Source organism: Mesorhizobium sp. W067 (assembly GCF_054719525.1).
The window spans coordinates 4,143,493-4,159,438 of record NZ_JBTTII010000001.1; the positions used below are offsets into that span (position 1 = coordinate 4,143,493).

Here is a 15,946-nt window from a genome sequence, read left to right on the forward strand (position 1 = left end):
TGGATTGATTTACCGCGAAGCTCTGATGGAGCTTCAGGCGGGAACTTGCGGTGCGGCATGACCTGGCCGGCTGCGCTGCACCATCGCTCCAAACGCAGTCTGCTACTTGACGATGACGATGCTGGTGTTGGTCGGGCCGAAGGTTTCGACCAACTGGTAGAAGTCGGCGGCATTGTCGGGATGCAGCCGCACGCAGCCATGCGACGCCGGCCGTCCCAGCCGCTTGATGGCGTTGGTCGCATGCACGGCGTAGCCGCCGCTGAAGAAGACCGAATGCGGCATCGGCGCGTTGTCGTATTTCTTCGAATGCCACATCTCGTGCATGCGGGTCGGCTTGAACGAGCCGGTCGGCGTGACATGCGCACTGTCGCCGGTCGAGACCTTCCAGGCGAAAGTCGGCCGGCCATCGACCAGCACTTCCATGGTCTGCTGCGACAGCGAAACACGCGCCACGATCTGGTTTGCCGCGGCATGGGCGGTGCTGTTGGCGGCGCCAAGCAGAAGCGCGGCGCCGCCGGCTGCGGCGGTGACGTTGATGAGTTTGGCGGAAATGGCTTTGTACATGATGGCTCCTCTTTGCCGGTCCTGCCGGCGTCAATTCGGTGGCCGCCTTATCCCCGCGCCATGTTTCAGACTGACTTCGCTGAGGCTCGTTTGTGTTTCGAATCTGTTTCCTCTGGTTAACAAGCAAGGTGGACAACAAGGAGCGTGCTCCCGTCTTCGCTGCGCACTCCCGATCACCCACCGCGCCCACAAACGAAAGTGCTGATGTCCTTATATGAAAGAAGATTGGCTTCGCTCGAAACCGACTTGCAACAAAGCGCGGCCTGGGCGGCATGATCTGGTTACAGGCTCGCGGCACAGTCATCCCAACGAGAACAGCCGGCGCCAACGAAAATGAGCATCAAATCGACCACCCTGTCCTGGTACTTCAGGATAAGCATCGCCGCATTTGTCGTCGGCGGCATCGGCACAGTAGCCGGCACCCCGATGACGAAACTGGCGGTGATGAATTCGGGTGAGATTTCGACGCTGCATGCCGCGCTGTTCATAGCCTTGGTCTGGATTGTCTCCAGTCTGCGCATCAACCGTCTCAGGGCCCTCTGGCGGGTCGGCCTCGGGTTGAAGTGGATGCGCGGCCCCTCCGGCAACTTGCTGCCGAGAGGACCGAAGGCCCGCGTCGCAACGGGGGGCTCCGTGGGCGACGCGGGCACTTCGGGTTTATCCTGAAGCACCCGCGGTTCTGATTTTTGGGGACAACCGATGAAGACGAAATCTGCAGCCTCCGTGCTTTCGGTACTGCTCTATGCACAAGGCCTGCTCGGCTTTGCCGGTCTCGCCACGGTTCTTCTGAAGGACCGCGCGCATGCCGCCAGCGAAATCGTAGTCGCCAGCGAATTGCCGTCGGGACCATCGCTTCTGGTGGTGCGCTGACGCCTATGCATGGCGCCCGAGATTGCGCAGCTTTTTTGGGCGAGCCGAGGAACAATCCAGCCTCCCGACCCTCAGTCGGCGCGCTGCGTCGGCGGGTCGAACCGGTAGCCTGCGCCGCGTATAGTTGTGATGGTTTCGGTGTCAAGCTTGCGGCGCAGCCGCACGATGCGCGAATCGATCGAGCGGTCGAAGGCATCGGCATTTTCGGCGGGCGCCGCCGCAATGATGTCGTCGCGCGTCAGCACCTTGCGCGGGCTGGCCAGAAACAGCCTGAGCAGCGCCACCTGGCCCGGCGACAGCTGTTCTTCCGTACCCGAACGGTGCATGACGATTGCCGACCGCAAATCGACGGTGGCATTTTCCAGCACGATCAGTTCCTGGGCGGACCTGCCGCGCCGCGTCAGCAGGCCGCCGATGCGCGCGGCAAGCTCCCTGACATTGAGCGGACTTTCGACGACATCTGCGGCGCCAAGCTCGAGCGCCAGCACCTTGTCGACCAGATCGGCCGGCCGGCAGATCAGGATGAAATCCGGCCCCGCCTTCCCGTCCGCGCTCTGGCCGCCGCCATAACGCCTGAGCAGGTCCCGCCCCTCCGCCTGGCTGAGGCTGTCGCCGACGATGACGATATCGATGCCTCCGGCCGAAAGCAGGGATTCAGCTTCCCAGGGCTGCCGCGCCTCGCGCACGTCATGGCCGCGCCGGTCGAGATGATCGGCAAGATCGCCGGCCACCACATCGGCGACGGAAACCAGCGCGATGACGGATCGTGCAGCCATGTTTTTCTTCCCGTTCCCCCGCAACCGGATATGAGTGCTGGACATCATGTTTATACCCAATCTACTTTCCGCTGAAAGCGGGAGCGAGGCCATAGTGCGGGCACGGATTGTCATCGTCGAGGACGAGCCCGATCTCCGGGACGCGGTCGCCGAGTATCTCGGCGCCAACGGCTACGATGTGACCCAGGCCGGAAGCGCGGCCGAGGCGCGCGCCTTGCTGGAGACGGAATCGTTTCATTTGGCCATTCTCGACATCGCCATGCCGGGCGAGGACGGACTGTCGCTCGGCCGCTGGCTGCGCTCGCAAATACCGGTCGGCATCATCTATGCCACGGCCGCCGGCACCGCACTCGACCGCATTGTCGGGCTGGAGCTTGGCGCCGACGACTACATCGTCAAGCCCTACGAGTTGCGTGAGGTGCTGGCTCGTGTGCGCAGCGTGCTGCGCCGCGTTCCGCAGCCGAGCCCGCCCCAGGCGGCGAAGACACAAGCCGATGGCGGCCGCCGCCTGACCTTCGGCCCGTTCCAGGCCGACCTCGACGGCAGGCTTGTCACCGGCGCCAACGGCGCCGTCATCGACATGGCCAAGAGCGAGTTCGATGTGCTGGAGGTTTTCCTGACCCGCGCCAACCGGCTGTTGACGCGATCGGCGATCTCCGAGGCGATTGGTTTTGTCGAGGATCCTGAATCGTCGCGCGCCGTCGACATTCGCATCATGCGGCTGCGCAAGAAGATCGAAACCGATCCGGCCAATCCGAAATTTTTGCGCACAGTGCGCGGCGAAGGCTATATCTTCTCGCTGCCGACCGGTGACGGGCACTAGAGCAATTACAGGAAAAGTGTACGCGGCTTCCGCCCGGAATTTTGTGAAAACAAAGAGATAGAGGCTTCTCCGTTTCCGTGAAACGGTGAAGCGCTTTAGCAATTCCAGGAACAGTGCGTAGCGATTTTCCGTTCGGGATTGCATTGAAACATGGAGCGTTTCACCTTTTTCGTGAAATGCTCCATAGCTGCCTAATTCGACGGCCCTTTACTGATGGCTGACATGACCGCTGAACCAGCACCACGTATGGACCCGCAAGGCGCTCGCCAGAGCGCCGCGATGGCGGCTGTGCGCGTCGTCCGCCGGTTGCGCGATGCCGGCGACTGGCAGCGCGAGATGGAAACCATCCTCGAAACGATCTGCAGCGCCATGAATTGCCAGCGCGGCATCCTGTTCAGGCTGCGCGAATTGCCCGGCCAGGGCTTCGCCCAATCGGTCGCCGCCTACTGGATCGATCCTCGCTTCGGCGGCGAACTGGCTTCGCCGACGGTGATCATGCAGTCGATCGTCGATACCGATCCGCTGCTGGAGCGGATTGGAGAGGACGAGCGGCAAGGCAAGATCTTCGCCGGCCATACGCGCGATCTCGACGGGTTCCTCAAGGCCGATTTCGAAAAGCAGCACATCAAGTCGTTCCTGTCGGTATCGGTGTTCGCGCACGGTCATCTGTGGGGCACGTTCGCGGTCAATGACTGCCTAAACGAGCGCGAATGGACCGAAGAGGAAGAGGCGACGATGCACATCATCGCGCTCGCCATCGGCGACGCCATCGAGCACTCGCCGTCCGACGCCCATGCCAGCGAAGTCATCCGCCGCACCATGCTGCAGGCGTCGCTCGACGCCATCATCGTCATCGACGAGACCGGCTCGATCATCGAATTCAATCCGGCCGCCGAAAAGATGTTCGGCTATCAGCGCAGCGACATCCTCGGCAAGGACCTGCTCGATACCGTGGTGCCGGAATATTACCGCAAGGGCTATGTCTCGGGCGCCGAATACATGTCGGGCCGCGGCGCGCCGATGGTTGGCCAACGGCTTGAGACCGTGACACAGAATGCGGCCGGCGAGGTGTTTCCCATCGAATTGACGGCGACCGAGATGCGGGTGGCTGACCGTCAGCTCATCTTCGGTTCGATCCGCGATCTGCGCGATAAGCTGCGCGCCGAAGAAGAGATCAACCGCCAGCGCGAAAAACTGCACCAGAACGAGAAGATGGCGGCGATGGGTTCACTGCTGGCCGGTGTTTCGCACGAGCTCAACAACCCGCTCGCCGTGGTCGTTGCGCAGTCGACGCTGCTGCATGAATTCGCCACCGACCCGCAGACCAAGGTTCGCGCCGAGAAAGTGCGCGCCGCTGCCGAGCGCTGCGGCCGCATCGTCAAAAGCTTCCTGTCGATGGTGCGCCTGCATCCGGCGGCGCAGGCCGAGACCGATCTCAACCAGGTGATCCGCGCCGCACTCGAAGTAACCGCCTATGGCGCACGCTCGAGCGGCATCATCATCGACACCGATTTCGCGCCCGGCCCGCTGCTGGCGATGGCCGATGCCGACCACGTCACGCAGGTGGCCGCCAATTTCCTGATCAACAGCCAACACGCTCTGGCCGGTATCGGCGGCGACCGCCTGATCAAGGTGCGGACATTCCGCAGCGATCGCGGCAACCCCGGGTTTTCGGTCGAGGACAACGGACCGGGCATTCCCGAGGCGATCCGCAGCCGCATCTTCGAATCCTATTTCACCACCAAGCCGGTCGGCGTCGGCACCGGCATCGGCCTGTCGATCTCGAAATCGATCGTCGAGCGCCACAACGGCAATATCTGGTTCGAGGAGGTGCTGCCGCGTGGCGCGCGCTTCGTCGTCCAGCTGCCGGTAATCACCGGCGGCGCGGCAGCAGCCGGCGACAGCCCGGCTCGTTCCAGCGGCTTGCGCCATGCGCTGATCATCGACGACGAACCCGACGTCGCCGGCTCCCTCTCCGACATCCTGGAACTGATGGGTATCAAGTCGCGGGTCGTGCCGGCCTGGACGTCGGCGGCGGCGACCTTGACCGGCCACATGCCGCCAGACATCGTCTTTTCCGACTTGCGCATGCCCGGCACCAGCGGCATTGCCATCTACCGCGAATTGCTCGCCGACAACCTGGCGCTGGCCAAACGCTTCGTGCTGGTCACCGGCGACCTGATCGGCGCCAAGGCCGAGATCGAAGCCTTGCCGGCGCCGCAGCGCCCGCAAATCCTGGAAAAGCCGTTCTCGACGCTGGACGTCCGCGGCGTACTCTCGGCAATAGCCGACCAGGTCGCCGCCGGCTAAGTTTTCGGAAGCACCCATGTAGGGTCTATCGAGATTCGGGTCAGGCCGAGTCGAGAATGGTGGTTCCCGAGAACCGGAGCGGAGCGTACTTGAAGTACGCGAGCACCGGAAGCGCAGGGAACCTCCATGCGCAGGCCGGCCTCACCCGAATATCGATAGGCCCTAAAAAAGAGGCTCCCGACCGAGGGAAGCGGCGGGAGCCAAGAACGAGCGCGGGAGGAAGCGCTCGGGAGGTTCAGAAAACGTTGGGTGTCGTGGTCAGCGGCGCTGCGTTGGCGATCATGCGGACGGAACGCGCCTTGTGCACGCCGGACTGAGCGGCGATGACGCGCAGGCACTCCGCGCTCTCGGCGCCCCAGGCCTGACCCTGGCAGGCAAAATCGATTTCCGGCTCCGGCAGCCGGGCGGTCTTGATGGTGGTCGGCGCGCCCTGGACAACATTGGCCGGCGGGTTGAGCGAAGCAAAAGCCGGACCGGAAGCCGGTGTCAGGAACATGACGGCCAGAGCGCAGGCGCCCAGCATGGAGAACATCGCAACCGGATAGTCGCTGGCGCGCTGACGCAGTGCCAGTTTGGCGCGTCGTTCGTTGCTAGTGATCTCGACTTTCGTATGCATTGCTGCTCCCCTTCGTTTTCTTATGAAACGAACCTAAGCGCGCCTGGTAACGGGCGAATGATGCGCTTGGCTTGCCCGCGTAACAGGTTTGAAACAAGAAATTCGGGCATATCCGGACAGATCCGGTCATGTGCCGACGGCAAGATGCGTTTGCGAAGCTGTTTCATGCGGGCAATCAAATGTTGACGACAGGCGGGCCGCGAACGCACCAAGCCCGCTTCCTGTCGGCCGCACTATGAACAAGCTCACACTGCGGATCGAATTTGCGGACGCCAGGTATTTTCGTCTCGGAGCGGGCCGTGTTTGCAAGCTCGGCACGGCCAAATCCGCATGCCGGACAGCTATTTCACGCCCCCGGTTAACGCCCGGATATTCCGGGGTTTTCTGGCTTTCAGCTGGTCCTGTTGTGCCGACTTGAAAAGTTGTGATTTCTACAAGCCATTGCATTTCAATGTAAAATATTGTTTTATTGAATGAGTATTCAATAAAAGAAGAGCTTTTTTATGAACCCGCATCTCCGTGACGTGGCGATCCCCAATGATTGGGACCGGCGGGGTCTGCCGGGCTGGAGTTATCACTCCGACGCGCTTCTCGAACTTGAGAAGGAATACGTCTTCCGCAACCATTGGCAGATCGCCGGCCATGTCTGCGACGTGCCGAATGCCGGCGACTATCTGACTATGGACGTGGTCGGCGAGCGGGCGCTCATCGTGCGCGGCAAGGACGGCGTCGTGCGCGCCTTCAACAACATGTGCCGGCATCGCGGCAGCCGCGTCGTCGCCGACAGCCAGGGCACCTGCAAGAACGCGCTGGTCTGCCCGTTCCATGGCTGGGTCTACAATCTCGACGGCACGCTGCGCGGCGCCGCCCGGCCGCGCTCCTTCCCCGAGCTCGACAAGACCGAATTCGGCCTGATGCCGCTCGACCTTGAGATATGGATGGGCTTCATCTTTGTCCGCTTTCGCAAGGGCGGCCCGCAGCCTTCGGTGGCCGAACTGTTGAAGCCGATCGAGGCCGAGATGGCACACTACAACGTGGCCGAGATGGTGCCGTCCTGGGGCATCTGGACACAGAAAACGCCGGTCAACTGGAAGTCGGTGCGCGACGTCGACAATGAAGGCTACCACGTCGCCATGGCGCATCCGGCGCTGCAGGATCTCTACGGCTCGACCTATTTCGACGAGCCGTTCATCAACGGCGTGTCGCGCTCGTTTGCCACCTACAATCCGCATGCCGGCCGGCGCTGGAGCGTGCGCGAATACATCAAGCTCACGCCCGATGCCTCACACCTGCCGGAGCATCTGCGCAGGGCCTGGATCTATTACGGCATCTTCCCCAACAACGCGCTGTCGATCATGCCGGAATCGGTGCAGTTCTATCAGGAGTTCCCGCTGTCGACCGGCGAGACGCTGCTGCGCGGCGCCATCTACCGCTACCCCGACGAGACCCGGGAACAGGCGGCCGCCCGCTATCTCGCCTACCGCATCGACCGCGATACCATGAACGAGGACGTGCAGCTTTCCGTCTGGTCAAACGAGTCCATGATCTCGGAGGCCTTCGAGGGTTTTTATCTCTCCGACCTCGAATACGGTGTGCGCACCCACCACGACCATCTGCGCAAGCAGATCCCGGTGCTAGGCCTGGAGACGGCGCCGGAGGAGAAGGACATGTGGAACCTCAATGAGGCTATGCGCTCGCAGGTGTAGGGGCGGAACTGCCAGTCACCCCTGCCACACGCCCTCTTTGCGCAGATCATCCATGGTCCGCGAAATGCCTTCGCGCAGGATCGCCACCATGTCGTCGATCTGCTCTCGCGTGATGATCAGCGGCGGCGACATCACGCACATGTTGATCAGCGGCCGGACCAGGAGGCCGAGTTCGTGGCAATGCGCGTCGATGCGCTTGCCGACATCCTTGTCGAGCTGCAGCGGATCCTTGCTTTCGCGGTCGGCTACGCACTCGACGCAGCCCATCAGGCCCATGCCGCGGACTTCGCCAACCAGCGGCAGTTCCTCCAGCGTCTTCAACTGCGCCTGGAAATAGGGCGTGACATCGCGCGTGTGGGCCAGCACGCTGTCTTCCAGGATATCGAGGTTCTTCAGCGCCACCGCGCAGCCGATGGGATGACTGGCATAGGTCAGGCCATGGCCGAACATCGCATCGGGATGGTTGGAACGGCGCATTTCCTGAAGCAGCCGCTCCGAGATGATGACGCCGCCAAGCGGGAAATAGCCTGATGTAACGCCCTTGGCGAAGGTGATCATGTCGGGGTCGATGCCGAAGCCATCGCCGGAGGCAAAGACATGGCCGAGCCGCCCGAAGCCGGTCACCACCTCATCGGAGATATAGAGGATATCGTTGTCCCTGCAGATTTCGCGAATGCGCTTGAGATAGCCATCCGGCGGCACGACGACGCCGCCGGATGCCTGCACCGGTTCGCCGACGAAAGCACCGATCTTCTCTGCGCCGACGCGGGCGACCGTATCGCGAAACTGATCGACCAGGAAATCGCAGAAGGCGGCGATGTCAATGCCTTTCGGCCGCCGGAACGGGTCTGGCGAGGACAGTTTGACGACCAGATCGTCGGCGCCGTCCATCCAGTCGCGGTCGCGCGGCCGGCCGTTGAGCGAGGCCGACAGATAGGTCGAGCCGTGATAGGCGCCGCCGCGGCTGAGGATCAGCTTCTTTTCCGGCCGCCCGCGCACATTGTTGTAGAACTGCATGAAGCGCAGTGCCGTCTCGACAGCCGACGATCCGCCGGTGGTGAAGAAGGTATGGCTGAGATCGCCCGGCGCATGATCGGCGAGGCGCTTGGCGAGCTCGGCCGACGGCGCATTCATCGTATACCAGGGCGTGTTGTAGGACAGCATCATCGCCTGGTCGTACATCACCCTGGCCAGCTCCTCGCGGCGGTGGCCGACATTGATGCACCACATGCCGGCCGGCCCGTCGATCAGTCGCTTGCCTGTTACATCGGTGATGTAGATGCCATCGCCCTCGCCAATCAGCGCACGCGCTTCATTGCCGACCGAGCCGGCATAAGGCCAGGGCTGGATGAGATGGCGCTTGGCCAGCTCGACCGCATCGCCACCGTCAGCCATTTCCATCGCTCTTAGGTCTCTTGCAGCCGCCATCATTGCCTCGCATCGTCTGAGCGTAATTTCACCGGGCAGAAAGCGAAGCGCCAAGGGCAGGAAAGCCGGCTTTCTTCACTTCATTTTGAATGTCCGTTCAATCAATATTACAGAAATAGCGCTTGATTTCAATGCACGGATGCGCTCATGATGAAAGAAAGCCGGCAAGCTTGGAGCGCAACCAGCAAAGCGCGCTCCGCAAAAATTGGGAACAGGCAGCCGGCCCGGTCAATGGGAGCATCATGGCGGAACAGTTCGAGCCAGCAACCGAGATCACGCCCGGGTCGCTGCAATGACGGTAGCTGCCGAAGGGGTGCCCACGCGACGCATGACGCGAGCAAGGCGAAACGCCCTTCTGCAGTCCGAATCCGTCCAGGGCCTTGCCCTGATCAGCCCGACCTTGGTCTACGCTTTGATCCTGCTGCTGGTGCCGATCCTAGTGGTCTTCGCCCACTCCTTCTGGACGCAGAACTACCTCACCATCGACCATACATTCACGCTGGAGAATTATCGCATCGCGCTGACCGAGCCGATCTACCGCGATCTTCTGTGGCGCTCGCTCTACATTTCCCTGACGGTGAGCTTTTTCACCGTCATCCTCGCCTATCCGATCGCCTATTTCATCTCGTTCCATGGCGGTCGCCACAAGAGCCTGTGGCTGTTCCTGATTACCATCCCGTTCTGGACCAGCTATCTCCTGCGCGTGATGTCATGGAAAGTCATCCTCGGCTATAATGGCGTGCTGAATTCCGGCCTGATGGGCCTCGGCATCATCGACGAACCATCGACCGCGCTACTCTACAATTCCAGCGCCGTCATCATCACGCTCACACACGCCTGGGCGGCCTTCGCCATCCTGCCGATCTTCGTTTCGCTCGAGAAGGTCGACCGCACCTTGGTCGAGGCTGCCACCGATCTTGGCGACGGCCCGCTGCGCTCCTTCCTGCGCGTGACGCTGCCGCTGTCGGCGCCGGGCGTCATCTCGGCCGCTCTCATCGTCATGATCCCCACTGTCGGCGACTACGTCACCCCAAGGCTGGTCGGCGGCAAGGATGGCGTGATGATCGCCAACGCCATCGAGTCGCAGTTCCATAAGGCCTCCAACTGGCCACTCGGCGCGGCATTGTCCGTGACCACCATGCTGGTCGTGACGCTGATGGCGGGCGCCACCGTGCTCATCATCCGCGCGCTGCAGAGGCTGGCGCGATGACGGCGAGGCGGCGCCTTTTCCCCGGCGGCTGGCTGTCCGCCTACGCCCTCCTCTACGTCGTCTTTCTCTATCTGCCGGTGATCTTCCTGCCGATCTTCTCGATCAACACCGCGCCGACGCCAAAATTTCCTCTCACCGGCTATACGCTGAAATGGTACCAAGACCTGCCGAAGACGCCGGCGCTGCTTGACGCCGCCTGGAACAGCCTGATCGTCGGTATCTCGGCATCGGTGCTGTCGACGCTGCTCGGCATCCTCGCCGCCCGCTCGATCACCCGCTACCGCTATCCCGGCCGCCGCACAATCAATGGCCTGATCATGGCGCCGCTGGTGCTGCCGGAAATCATCCTCGCCATCTCCATGCTGCTGGTCATGCTGCAGTTAGGCCTGAGCCTGTCGCTGTTCACCGTCGTGCTCGGCCATGTCCTGATCTGCATTCCCTATTCGATGACGGTGCTGACCGCCGGTTTCGAGGGCTTCGACCGCAGCCTCGAAGAAGCCTCCGCCGATCTCGGCGAGAGTGCCTTCGGCACCTTACGGCGGGTGACGCTGCCGATGGTGGCGCCGGCGATCATTTCCAGCCTCCTGGTCTGCTTCACCATCTCGCTCGACGAGTTCGTCATCGCTTTCTTCCTGACCGGCACCGAGACGACGCTGCCGATCTATATCTGGGGCCAGTTGCGCTTTGCCGCCAAGCTGCCGGGTGTGTTGGCGCTGGGCACGCTGCTGCTGGTTGCCTCTTTCGTTTTGATGACTGTTGCCGAGATCCTGCGCCGCCATGCGGCCAGACGCACCCAGAGCGAGGGAGGCCTCTATGCCTGAGCAGTCCCGGGCCGAACGGCCTCAGGATGAGCCATCCAAGCAAGATAAGTCCGAGCGGGCCCAATCTGATCGACCCCAAACCGACCGAGCAATGATCGAAATCCGCAGCGTTACCCGCAGCTATGGGGCGTTCAAGGCGCTCGACGACGCCTCGCTGACAATCAAGGAGGGCGAGTTCTTTTCGCTGCTCGGCCCTTCCGGCTGCGGCAAGACCACGCTGCTGCGCATGATTGCCGGTTTCGACAACCCGACCAGCGGCTCGATCTCGGTCGGCGGCCAGTCGATGGAAGGCATCCCCGCCAACCGCCGGCCGACTAACATGGTATTCCAGAGTTATGCCATCTTCCCGCATCTCAATGTCGAGCAGAATGTCGCCTATGGGCTGAAACGGCTCAGGCTGGGAGGAAGGGAAGAAAAGCGCCGCGTCGAGGAAGGGCTGGCGCAGGTGTCGCTCACCGGCCTCGGCAAACGCCTCGCCACCGAGCTTTCCGGAGGCCAGCGCCAGCGCGTGGCGCTCGCCCGCGCCTTGGTGATGCGGCCCAAGGTGCTGCTGCTCGACGAGCCGCTGTCGGCTCTCGACAAGAAATTGCGCGAGCAGATGCAGGTCGAACTGCGCCGCCTGCAGCAGGCGGTCGGCATCACCTTCGTGCTGGTCACCCATGACCAGTATGAGGCGCTCGCTATGTCCGATCGCATCGCCGTAATGTTCGGCGGCAAGATCGCCCAGGTCGCCTCGCCCAAGGAAATCTACCAGCGGCCGGTCAACCGCCAGGTCGCCGACTTCCTCGGCGGCATGAATTTCGTAAAAGCTGAGATCGTCGAGGAGAATGCCGCCTCGCTGGTCGTCGACACGCTGGGCTTCGGCCGCGTCCGGACCGACAAGCCGAAAGCTTTCGTGCGCAATGGCGGCGGCGCCACGCTGGGCATCAGGCCGGAGCGATTGCGCGTGCTGTGGGACAATGCGACGGCGAAATTCGAAGTGGCTGGCAAGGTGGTCGAACGCCACTATTTTGGCGAGATCACCCATCTCATCGTCGAGATACCCGGATTGGAAAAGCCACTGTCGGTCACCGAGACCAACGACTTCGGCGCCGACGATATCCCCGTCGGCACTTCGATCCGCCTCGGCTACGATCCGGAGGCCCTGGTGGCGATGGCGGACTGAGCATGATCCCGAAAAGTGGGAACCGATTTTCGGAATAAGATCATGCTCCACTAAGAATTTTAAGTTCCGTCGCGATCTGTTTGGCTGCGATCCGCCCCATCACGATGGCGCCTTCGACATAGCCCGGGAATGACGGCGACAGTTCCGACGATGCGAAATGAACAGGATCTGCGCCGGCACGGATCGTGCGCTCGGCATCCCGTGCCGTCACATCGACAATAAGGTCGCTGTAGGCGCCGCCGCTCCAGCGGTCATCGATCCAGTCGCGCTGGCTGAAATCGACAATGTCGGCCGCCTCCGGGCCAAGGGCATCAACGAGCCTTGCCGTGACCTCCGCACGCAACGCCGCGTCCGCGAGCGGACGCCAATGCAAGGCCAGCGGTCCGCCGACGAAGACGACCAGCGCAGCATGTTGCGCATCCTTGCTGGCGTCACAAGCGAACAGGCCCGGCAGGTCGCGCCACATCACCATGCCGCACAGGTCGCGCTTGCGCCAGAACGGCGTGGGATAGCGCACCAGGATCTTGATCACCGCACCGCTTTTCCAGACGCCGAGCGCCTTTGCGAGAGCTGGCGGCAGAGCGGGCGCGAAATCCAGCTTCGCGGCCCTCGCCGGCGGCAGCGCGACCAGCACTCTTCGCGCTTCGATGGCGCTGCCTGCCGAGACGGCACGAACCCCTTGCGGCCCGTGCTCGATGCGCGTAACCGGCTCGTTCAGCCGAACGCTATCGCCGAGATCTCCCGCCATGTCCTCGGCCAGCGACTGCATGGTTTCGAGCAGCGAATATTGCAGCTCGGGCACCTCGTTGGTGATGCGGCGGTCATTGTCGATGAGGTACCACAGCGGCACCTTGTCCATCGCCAGGCACCACAGGCCTTCGATCATCGAGCGGAAAGCCGTCTTGGCGTCAGTGGGATCATGCTGGCATTCGAGCCAGGCGGCAGCGCTCATGCCGGCGATCGAGGGATCGTCCGGCTCGATCGCATTCATCCGCTCGCGGATTGCCATCGCGCCATGATAGGTCCGTTCGGCCTCTTCGACCGACAGCGATGGATGGGTGATGAAATCGCCATTCACATAGGTTTCGACGAAGGCCTTGCCACGGGACGCGGCCAGCGCCGTCACCTCCGGCATGTCTTCGCAGAAAAACTGGCCGCCGCTGTCGATGCGCTCGCCAAGCCCGTTGCGAATAGCCTCGACCCTGCCGCCGACGCGGTCGCGTGCTTCGAGCAGCACGACATCGATGCCGGCCTTTCTCAGCTCAAGCGCAGCCGACAGGCCCGTGAAACCGGCGCCGACGATGACGACATCGGTTCTTTCAGTCCTGTCGCTCAATAGCCGGCCTTGATCTTCTCGAATTCCGTGACCATGCGCTGCTTGAGCTCAGGCGGCACCGGCTGCTGGAACAGCGTCTTGTCCAAGAACTTGTCGAGATTGTCGAAGCCACGGTCGCTCAGCACCTGATGGTCGATCGCGGCCATCCCGGCGCTGTTGCCGTGGCCGTAGCCGAAGGTCTTGACCAAGTAATCGGACACGGCATGCGCGTTGACCGCACTGAGGAAATCATAGGCCTGATCGAGCTTGCCCGGCGCATCCTTCATCAGCACATAGCCGCACACCCAGGTGGATATGCCTTCCCTGGTGTCGCGGTTCATGGCGATCGGCATGCCTTGGCCCTTGAGCGTCACGAAGGTCTCATTCCAGCCCCAGACGAGGTCGACCTCATTGCCGGTAAAGGCCTGGTTGAGGTCGGTGTCGTCGGTCCAGTAAAAGCGGACGTTCTTGTGGACGTCACGCAGGAAGGCGGACGCCTCCTGGAACTGCGCGTCGGTCATCTTGGTCCAGTCCTTGAGGCCGATGACCAGGCTGGCCAGCGCATAGGCGTCATCGACATTGTCGCCGATGGTGACGCGGCCCTTGAATTTGGGATCGGCGAAAATCTTCAGCGACTGCGCTTCCTCCGCGGTGACCTTGTCGGTGCGGTAGAGCAGCGAAGTGTTGCCCCAGTCGAACGGCATGAACCAGGCCTTGCCGTCGGCGGTGACGGCGAGATCCTTCATCGCCATGATGCCGGGATTGAGATCCTTCCAGCCGGCGATCCGCGAGGTGTCGAGCGGTTGCAGAATGCCGGCCGCGCGCCACTTGGTCACGCTTTGCGAGCAGGGGTGGGCGATGTCGGCCTTGAAGCCGGCGCGCATCTTCTGGAACGCTTCCTCCTCGTCGCCGAAGAAAGCAAAGGTCGGCTCGGCGCCGTATTTGGCGGTGTAGTCGGGGTGCAGCAACGGATCTTCATAGCCTGACCAGTCGAACACGACGAGGTCGCCGCCGCCTTCGGCATAAGCAAGCACGGCGCCGGCGCCGACTGTAAGAGCAGCGGCAAGGGCGAGGCGGCGAAGCATGGAATTCATGGCGCGAAACTCCTCATCGCGAAAAGCGGCCGGGCGACGTTACGGAATTTCAGCGGCCTTGGCGAGACCGTCTGCCCGGCGCACTGACAGGCAGACGGAGGAGGCCGGACAGAGCTTTAGTAGCCTGCCTTGATCTTCTCGAATTCGGCGATCATCTTGAGCTTGAGCGACGACGGCACGGGCGATTGGAACAGGGTCTTGTCGACGAATTTCTGCACGTCGTCATAGCCCTTTTCTTTCAGGATCGCCGGGTCGACGCCGGCCATGCCCTTGGCGTTGGCCTGGCCATAACCCCAGTCCTTGACCAGCACCTTGGCGGTCTCGGGATCGTTGATCGCGTTGAGGTAGTCATAGGCCTTGTCGACATTGCCGGGTGCGTCCTTGAACAGCACGTAGCCGCAGACCCAGGTCGAGATGCCTTCGTCCGTATCCTTCTTGGACTTGATCGGCACACCGGCAGCGACGGATTGTACCGTGGCATCGTTCCATGCCCAGGCGAGATCGACCTCGCCGCCGCTCAGCAACTGGACGACGTCGGTGGTATCGGTCCAGTAGGAGCGGACATTTTTGTGCACCTGACGCAGGAAGTCGGAAGCCTGCTTGAACTGGTTGTCCGTCATCTTGGTCCAGTCCTTGAGCCCGATGGCAAGGCTGGCCAGCGCATAGGCGTCGTCGACATTGTCGCCGATTGAGACCCGCCCCTTGAACTTGGGATCGGCGAAGGCCTTCAGCGACTGCACATCCTTCGCGTCGATCTTGTCGGAGTTGTAGGTGAGCTGGGTGTTGCCCCAGTCCCACGGCATGAACCAGGCCTTGCCGTCCGAAGTGGTGGCCAGATCCTTCATCGCCATGATGCCGGGATTGAGATCCTTCCAGCCGGTGATTTTCGAGGTGTTGAGCGGCTGCAGCAGCCCCGCCTCGCGCCACTTTGTCACGCTCTGCGAGCAGGGATGGCCGAGATCGGCCTTGAAACCGGAGCGCACTTTCTCGAAGGCTTCGTCCTCGTCGCCGAAGAAGGCGAAGGTCGGCGAGTCGCCGTTCTTCTCGACATATTTGGGGTGGAAGCTCGGGTCCTCATAGCCGGACCAGTCGAACACGATCAGGTCCTTGTCGGCGGCGACCGCAATCGCCGCGGCCGAACCAGCCAGCGTCGCCGTCAGCGCCAATGTCAGTGTCAGGCGTCGAGTTATTCTTTTCATGCTGTTCCATCCTCTTTGTCATTGCATTGCCGACTCGACTGGCCGGCTT

The 15,946-nt window shown here is 62.3% G+C and carries 15 protein-coding genes; 8 read left to right on the forward strand and 7 right to left on the reverse strand.

The features are described 5' to 3' along the window. Positions 1 to 102: 102 nt before the first annotated feature. Complete coding sequence (locus ACYG97_RS20150; RefSeq protein ID WP_023670060.1) at positions 103 to 564, reverse strand: L,D-transpeptidase; 462 nt, start codon at positions 562 to 564, stop codon at positions 103 to 105. A gap of 333 nt (positions 565 to 897) precedes the next feature. Here ACYG97_RS20150 and ACYG97_RS20155 point away from each other — a divergent pair, with 333 nt between their 5' ends. After that, complete coding sequence (locus ACYG97_RS20155; RefSeq protein WP_023713277.1) at positions 898 to 1,230, forward strand: hypothetical protein; 333 nt, start codon at positions 898 to 900, stop codon at positions 1,228 to 1,230. Between the two features lie 33 nt (positions 1,231 to 1,263). Beyond that, positions 1,264 to 1,434 carry a hypothetical protein gene (locus ACYG97_RS20160; protein ID WP_023670062.1) on the forward strand — a complete coding sequence of 57 codons (171 nt, stop codon included), beginning with the start codon at positions 1,264 to 1,266 and terminating at the stop codon, positions 1,432 to 1,434. A 71-nt stretch (positions 1,435 to 1,505) separates the two neighbouring features. Here ACYG97_RS20160 and ACYG97_RS20165 read toward each other — a convergent pair whose 3' ends face one another. Further along, complete coding sequence (locus tag ACYG97_RS20165) at positions 1,506 to 2,210, reverse strand: response regulator transcription factor (protein WP_023670063.1); 705 nt, start codon at positions 2,208 to 2,210, stop codon at positions 1,506 to 1,508. Between the two features lie 94 nt (positions 2,211 to 2,304). On the opposite strand from ACYG97_RS20165, the gene ACYG97_RS20170 reads away from it, so the two are divergent. Further along, positions 2,305 to 3,033, forward strand: coding sequence for a response regulator (locus ACYG97_RS20170; protein ID WP_023690130.1), 729 nt, complete (start codon positions 2,305 to 2,307; stop codon positions 3,031 to 3,033). 222 nt (positions 3,034 to 3,255) lie between these two features. Beyond that, on the forward strand, positions 3,256 to 5,343 hold the full coding sequence (locus tag ACYG97_RS20175) for a hybrid sensor histidine kinase/response regulator (protein WP_023714997.1): 2,088 nt from the start codon (positions 3,256 to 3,258) through the stop codon (positions 5,341 to 5,343). 235 nt (positions 5,344 to 5,578) lie between these two features. On the opposite strand, the gene ACYG97_RS20180 is transcribed toward ACYG97_RS20175, so the two are convergent. After that, positions 5,579 to 5,959 (reverse strand): hypothetical protein, encoded by a 381-nt coding sequence (locus ACYG97_RS20180; RefSeq protein ID WP_023714998.1) that lies wholly within the window; start codon positions 5,957 to 5,959, stop codon positions 5,579 to 5,581. A gap of 503 nt (positions 5,960 to 6,462) precedes the next feature. Here ACYG97_RS20180 and ACYG97_RS20185 point away from each other — a divergent pair. After that, positions 6,463 to 7,665 carry an aromatic ring-hydroxylating oxygenase subunit alpha gene (locus ACYG97_RS20185; RefSeq protein ID WP_023696407.1) on the forward strand — a complete coding sequence of 401 codons (1,203 nt, stop codon included), beginning with the start codon at positions 6,463 to 6,465 and terminating at the stop codon, positions 7,663 to 7,665. Between the two features lie 15 nt (positions 7,666 to 7,680). Here ACYG97_RS20185 and ACYG97_RS20190 read toward each other — a convergent pair whose 3' ends face one another. Next, on the reverse strand, positions 7,681 to 9,093 hold the full coding sequence (locus ACYG97_RS20190; protein WP_023734629.1) for an aminotransferase: 1,413 nt from the start codon (positions 9,091 to 9,093) through the stop codon (positions 7,681 to 7,683). Between the two features lie 292 nt (positions 9,094 to 9,385). Between ACYG97_RS20190 and ACYG97_RS20195 the strand changes: the two genes are divergently transcribed. From ACYG97_RS20195 to ACYG97_RS20205, 3 genes are all read left to right on the forward strand, one after another. After that, positions 9,386 to 10,303, forward strand: a complete 918-nt coding sequence (locus tag ACYG97_RS20195; protein WP_023701363.1) for an ABC transporter permease — start codon at positions 9,386 to 9,388, stop codon at positions 10,301 to 10,303. Further along, positions 10,300 to 11,124 carry an ABC transporter permease gene (locus tag ACYG97_RS20200; protein WP_023715002.1) on the forward strand — a complete coding sequence of 275 codons (825 nt, stop codon included), beginning with the start codon at positions 10,300 to 10,302 and terminating at the stop codon, positions 11,122 to 11,124. Before ACYG97_RS20195 ends, ACYG97_RS20200 begins: the two co-directional genes overlap by 4 nt. 91 nt (positions 11,125 to 11,215) lie before the next feature. Beyond that, the gene (locus tag ACYG97_RS20205) at positions 11,216 to 12,289 is read left to right on the forward strand and encodes an ABC transporter ATP-binding protein (RefSeq protein ID WP_023715003.1); all 1,074 of its coding nucleotides are present in this window, start codon (positions 11,216 to 11,218) and stop codon (positions 12,287 to 12,289) included. A 40-nt stretch (positions 12,290 to 12,329) separates the two neighbouring features. On the opposite strand, the gene ACYG97_RS20210 is transcribed toward ACYG97_RS20205, so the two are convergent. The 3 genes from ACYG97_RS20210 to ACYG97_RS20220 all read right to left on the reverse strand — a co-directional run bounded on the left by ACYG97_RS20210 (position 12,330) and on the right by ACYG97_RS20220 (position 15,897). Then, positions 12,330 to 13,625 (reverse strand): flavin monoamine oxidase family protein, encoded by a 1,296-nt coding sequence (locus ACYG97_RS20210; RefSeq protein ID WP_023734630.1) that lies wholly within the window; start codon positions 13,623 to 13,625, stop codon positions 12,330 to 12,332. Then, complete coding sequence (locus ACYG97_RS20215; RefSeq protein WP_023734631.1) at positions 13,622 to 14,698, reverse strand: extracellular solute-binding protein; 1,077 nt, start codon at positions 14,696 to 14,698, stop codon at positions 13,622 to 13,624. The genes ACYG97_RS20210 and ACYG97_RS20215 overlap by 4 nt, the downstream gene beginning before the upstream one ends. A gap of 116 nt (positions 14,699 to 14,814) precedes the next feature. Further along, positions 14,815 to 15,897, reverse strand: coding sequence for an ABC transporter substrate-binding protein (locus ACYG97_RS20220; protein ID WP_023734632.1), 1,083 nt, complete (start codon positions 15,895 to 15,897; stop codon positions 14,815 to 14,817). Positions 15,898 to 15,946: the final 49 nt, after the last annotated feature.

Bases quoted from the DNA above. Each gene is read 5' to 3' on its own strand.
- ACYG97_RS20185 (WP_023696407.1), top strand. From the start codon at position 6,463: ATGAACCCGCATCTCCGTGACGTGGCGATCCCCAATGATTGGGACCGG.
- ACYG97_RS20215 (WP_023734631.1), bottom strand. From the start codon at position 14,698: ATGAATTCCATGCTTCGCCGCCTCGCCCTTGCCGCTGCTCTTACAGTC.
- ACYG97_RS20190 (WP_023734629.1), bottom strand. From the start codon at position 9,093: ATGGCGGCTGCAAGAGACCTAAGAGCGATGGAAATGGCTGACGGTGGC.
- ACYG97_RS20180 (WP_023714998.1), bottom strand. From the start codon at position 5,959: ATGCATACGAAAGTCGAGATCACTAGCAACGAACGACGCGCCAAACTG.
- ACYG97_RS20155 (WP_023713277.1), top strand. From the start codon at position 898: ATGAGCATCAAATCGACCACCCTGTCCTGGTACTTCAGGATAAGCATC.
- ACYG97_RS20165 (WP_023670063.1), bottom strand. From the start codon at position 2,210: ATGGCTGCACGATCCGTCATCGCGCTGGTTTCCGTCGCCGATGTGGTG.
- ACYG97_RS20175 (WP_023714997.1), top strand. From the start codon at position 3,256: ATGACCGCTGAACCAGCACCACGTATGGACCCGCAAGGCGCTCGCCAG.
- ACYG97_RS20220 (WP_023734632.1), bottom strand. From the start codon at position 15,897: ATGAAAAGAATAACTCGACGCCTGACACTGACATTGGCGCTGACGGCG.
- ACYG97_RS20205 (WP_023715003.1), top strand. From the start codon at position 11,216: ATGATCGAAATCCGCAGCGTTACCCGCAGCTATGGGGCGTTCAAGGCG.
- ACYG97_RS20160 (WP_023670062.1), top strand. From the start codon at position 1,264: ATGAAGACGAAATCTGCAGCCTCCGTGCTTTCGGTACTGCTCTATGCA.
- ACYG97_RS20150 (WP_023670060.1), bottom strand. From the start codon at position 564: ATGTACAAAGCCATTTCCGCCAAACTCATCAACGTCACCGCCGCAGCC.
- ACYG97_RS20200 (WP_023715002.1), top strand. From the start codon at position 10,300: ATGACGGCGAGGCGGCGCCTTTTCCCCGGCGGCTGGCTGTCCGCCTAC.
- ACYG97_RS20195 (WP_023701363.1), top strand. From the start codon at position 9,386: ATGACGGTAGCTGCCGAAGGGGTGCCCACGCGACGCATGACGCGAGCA.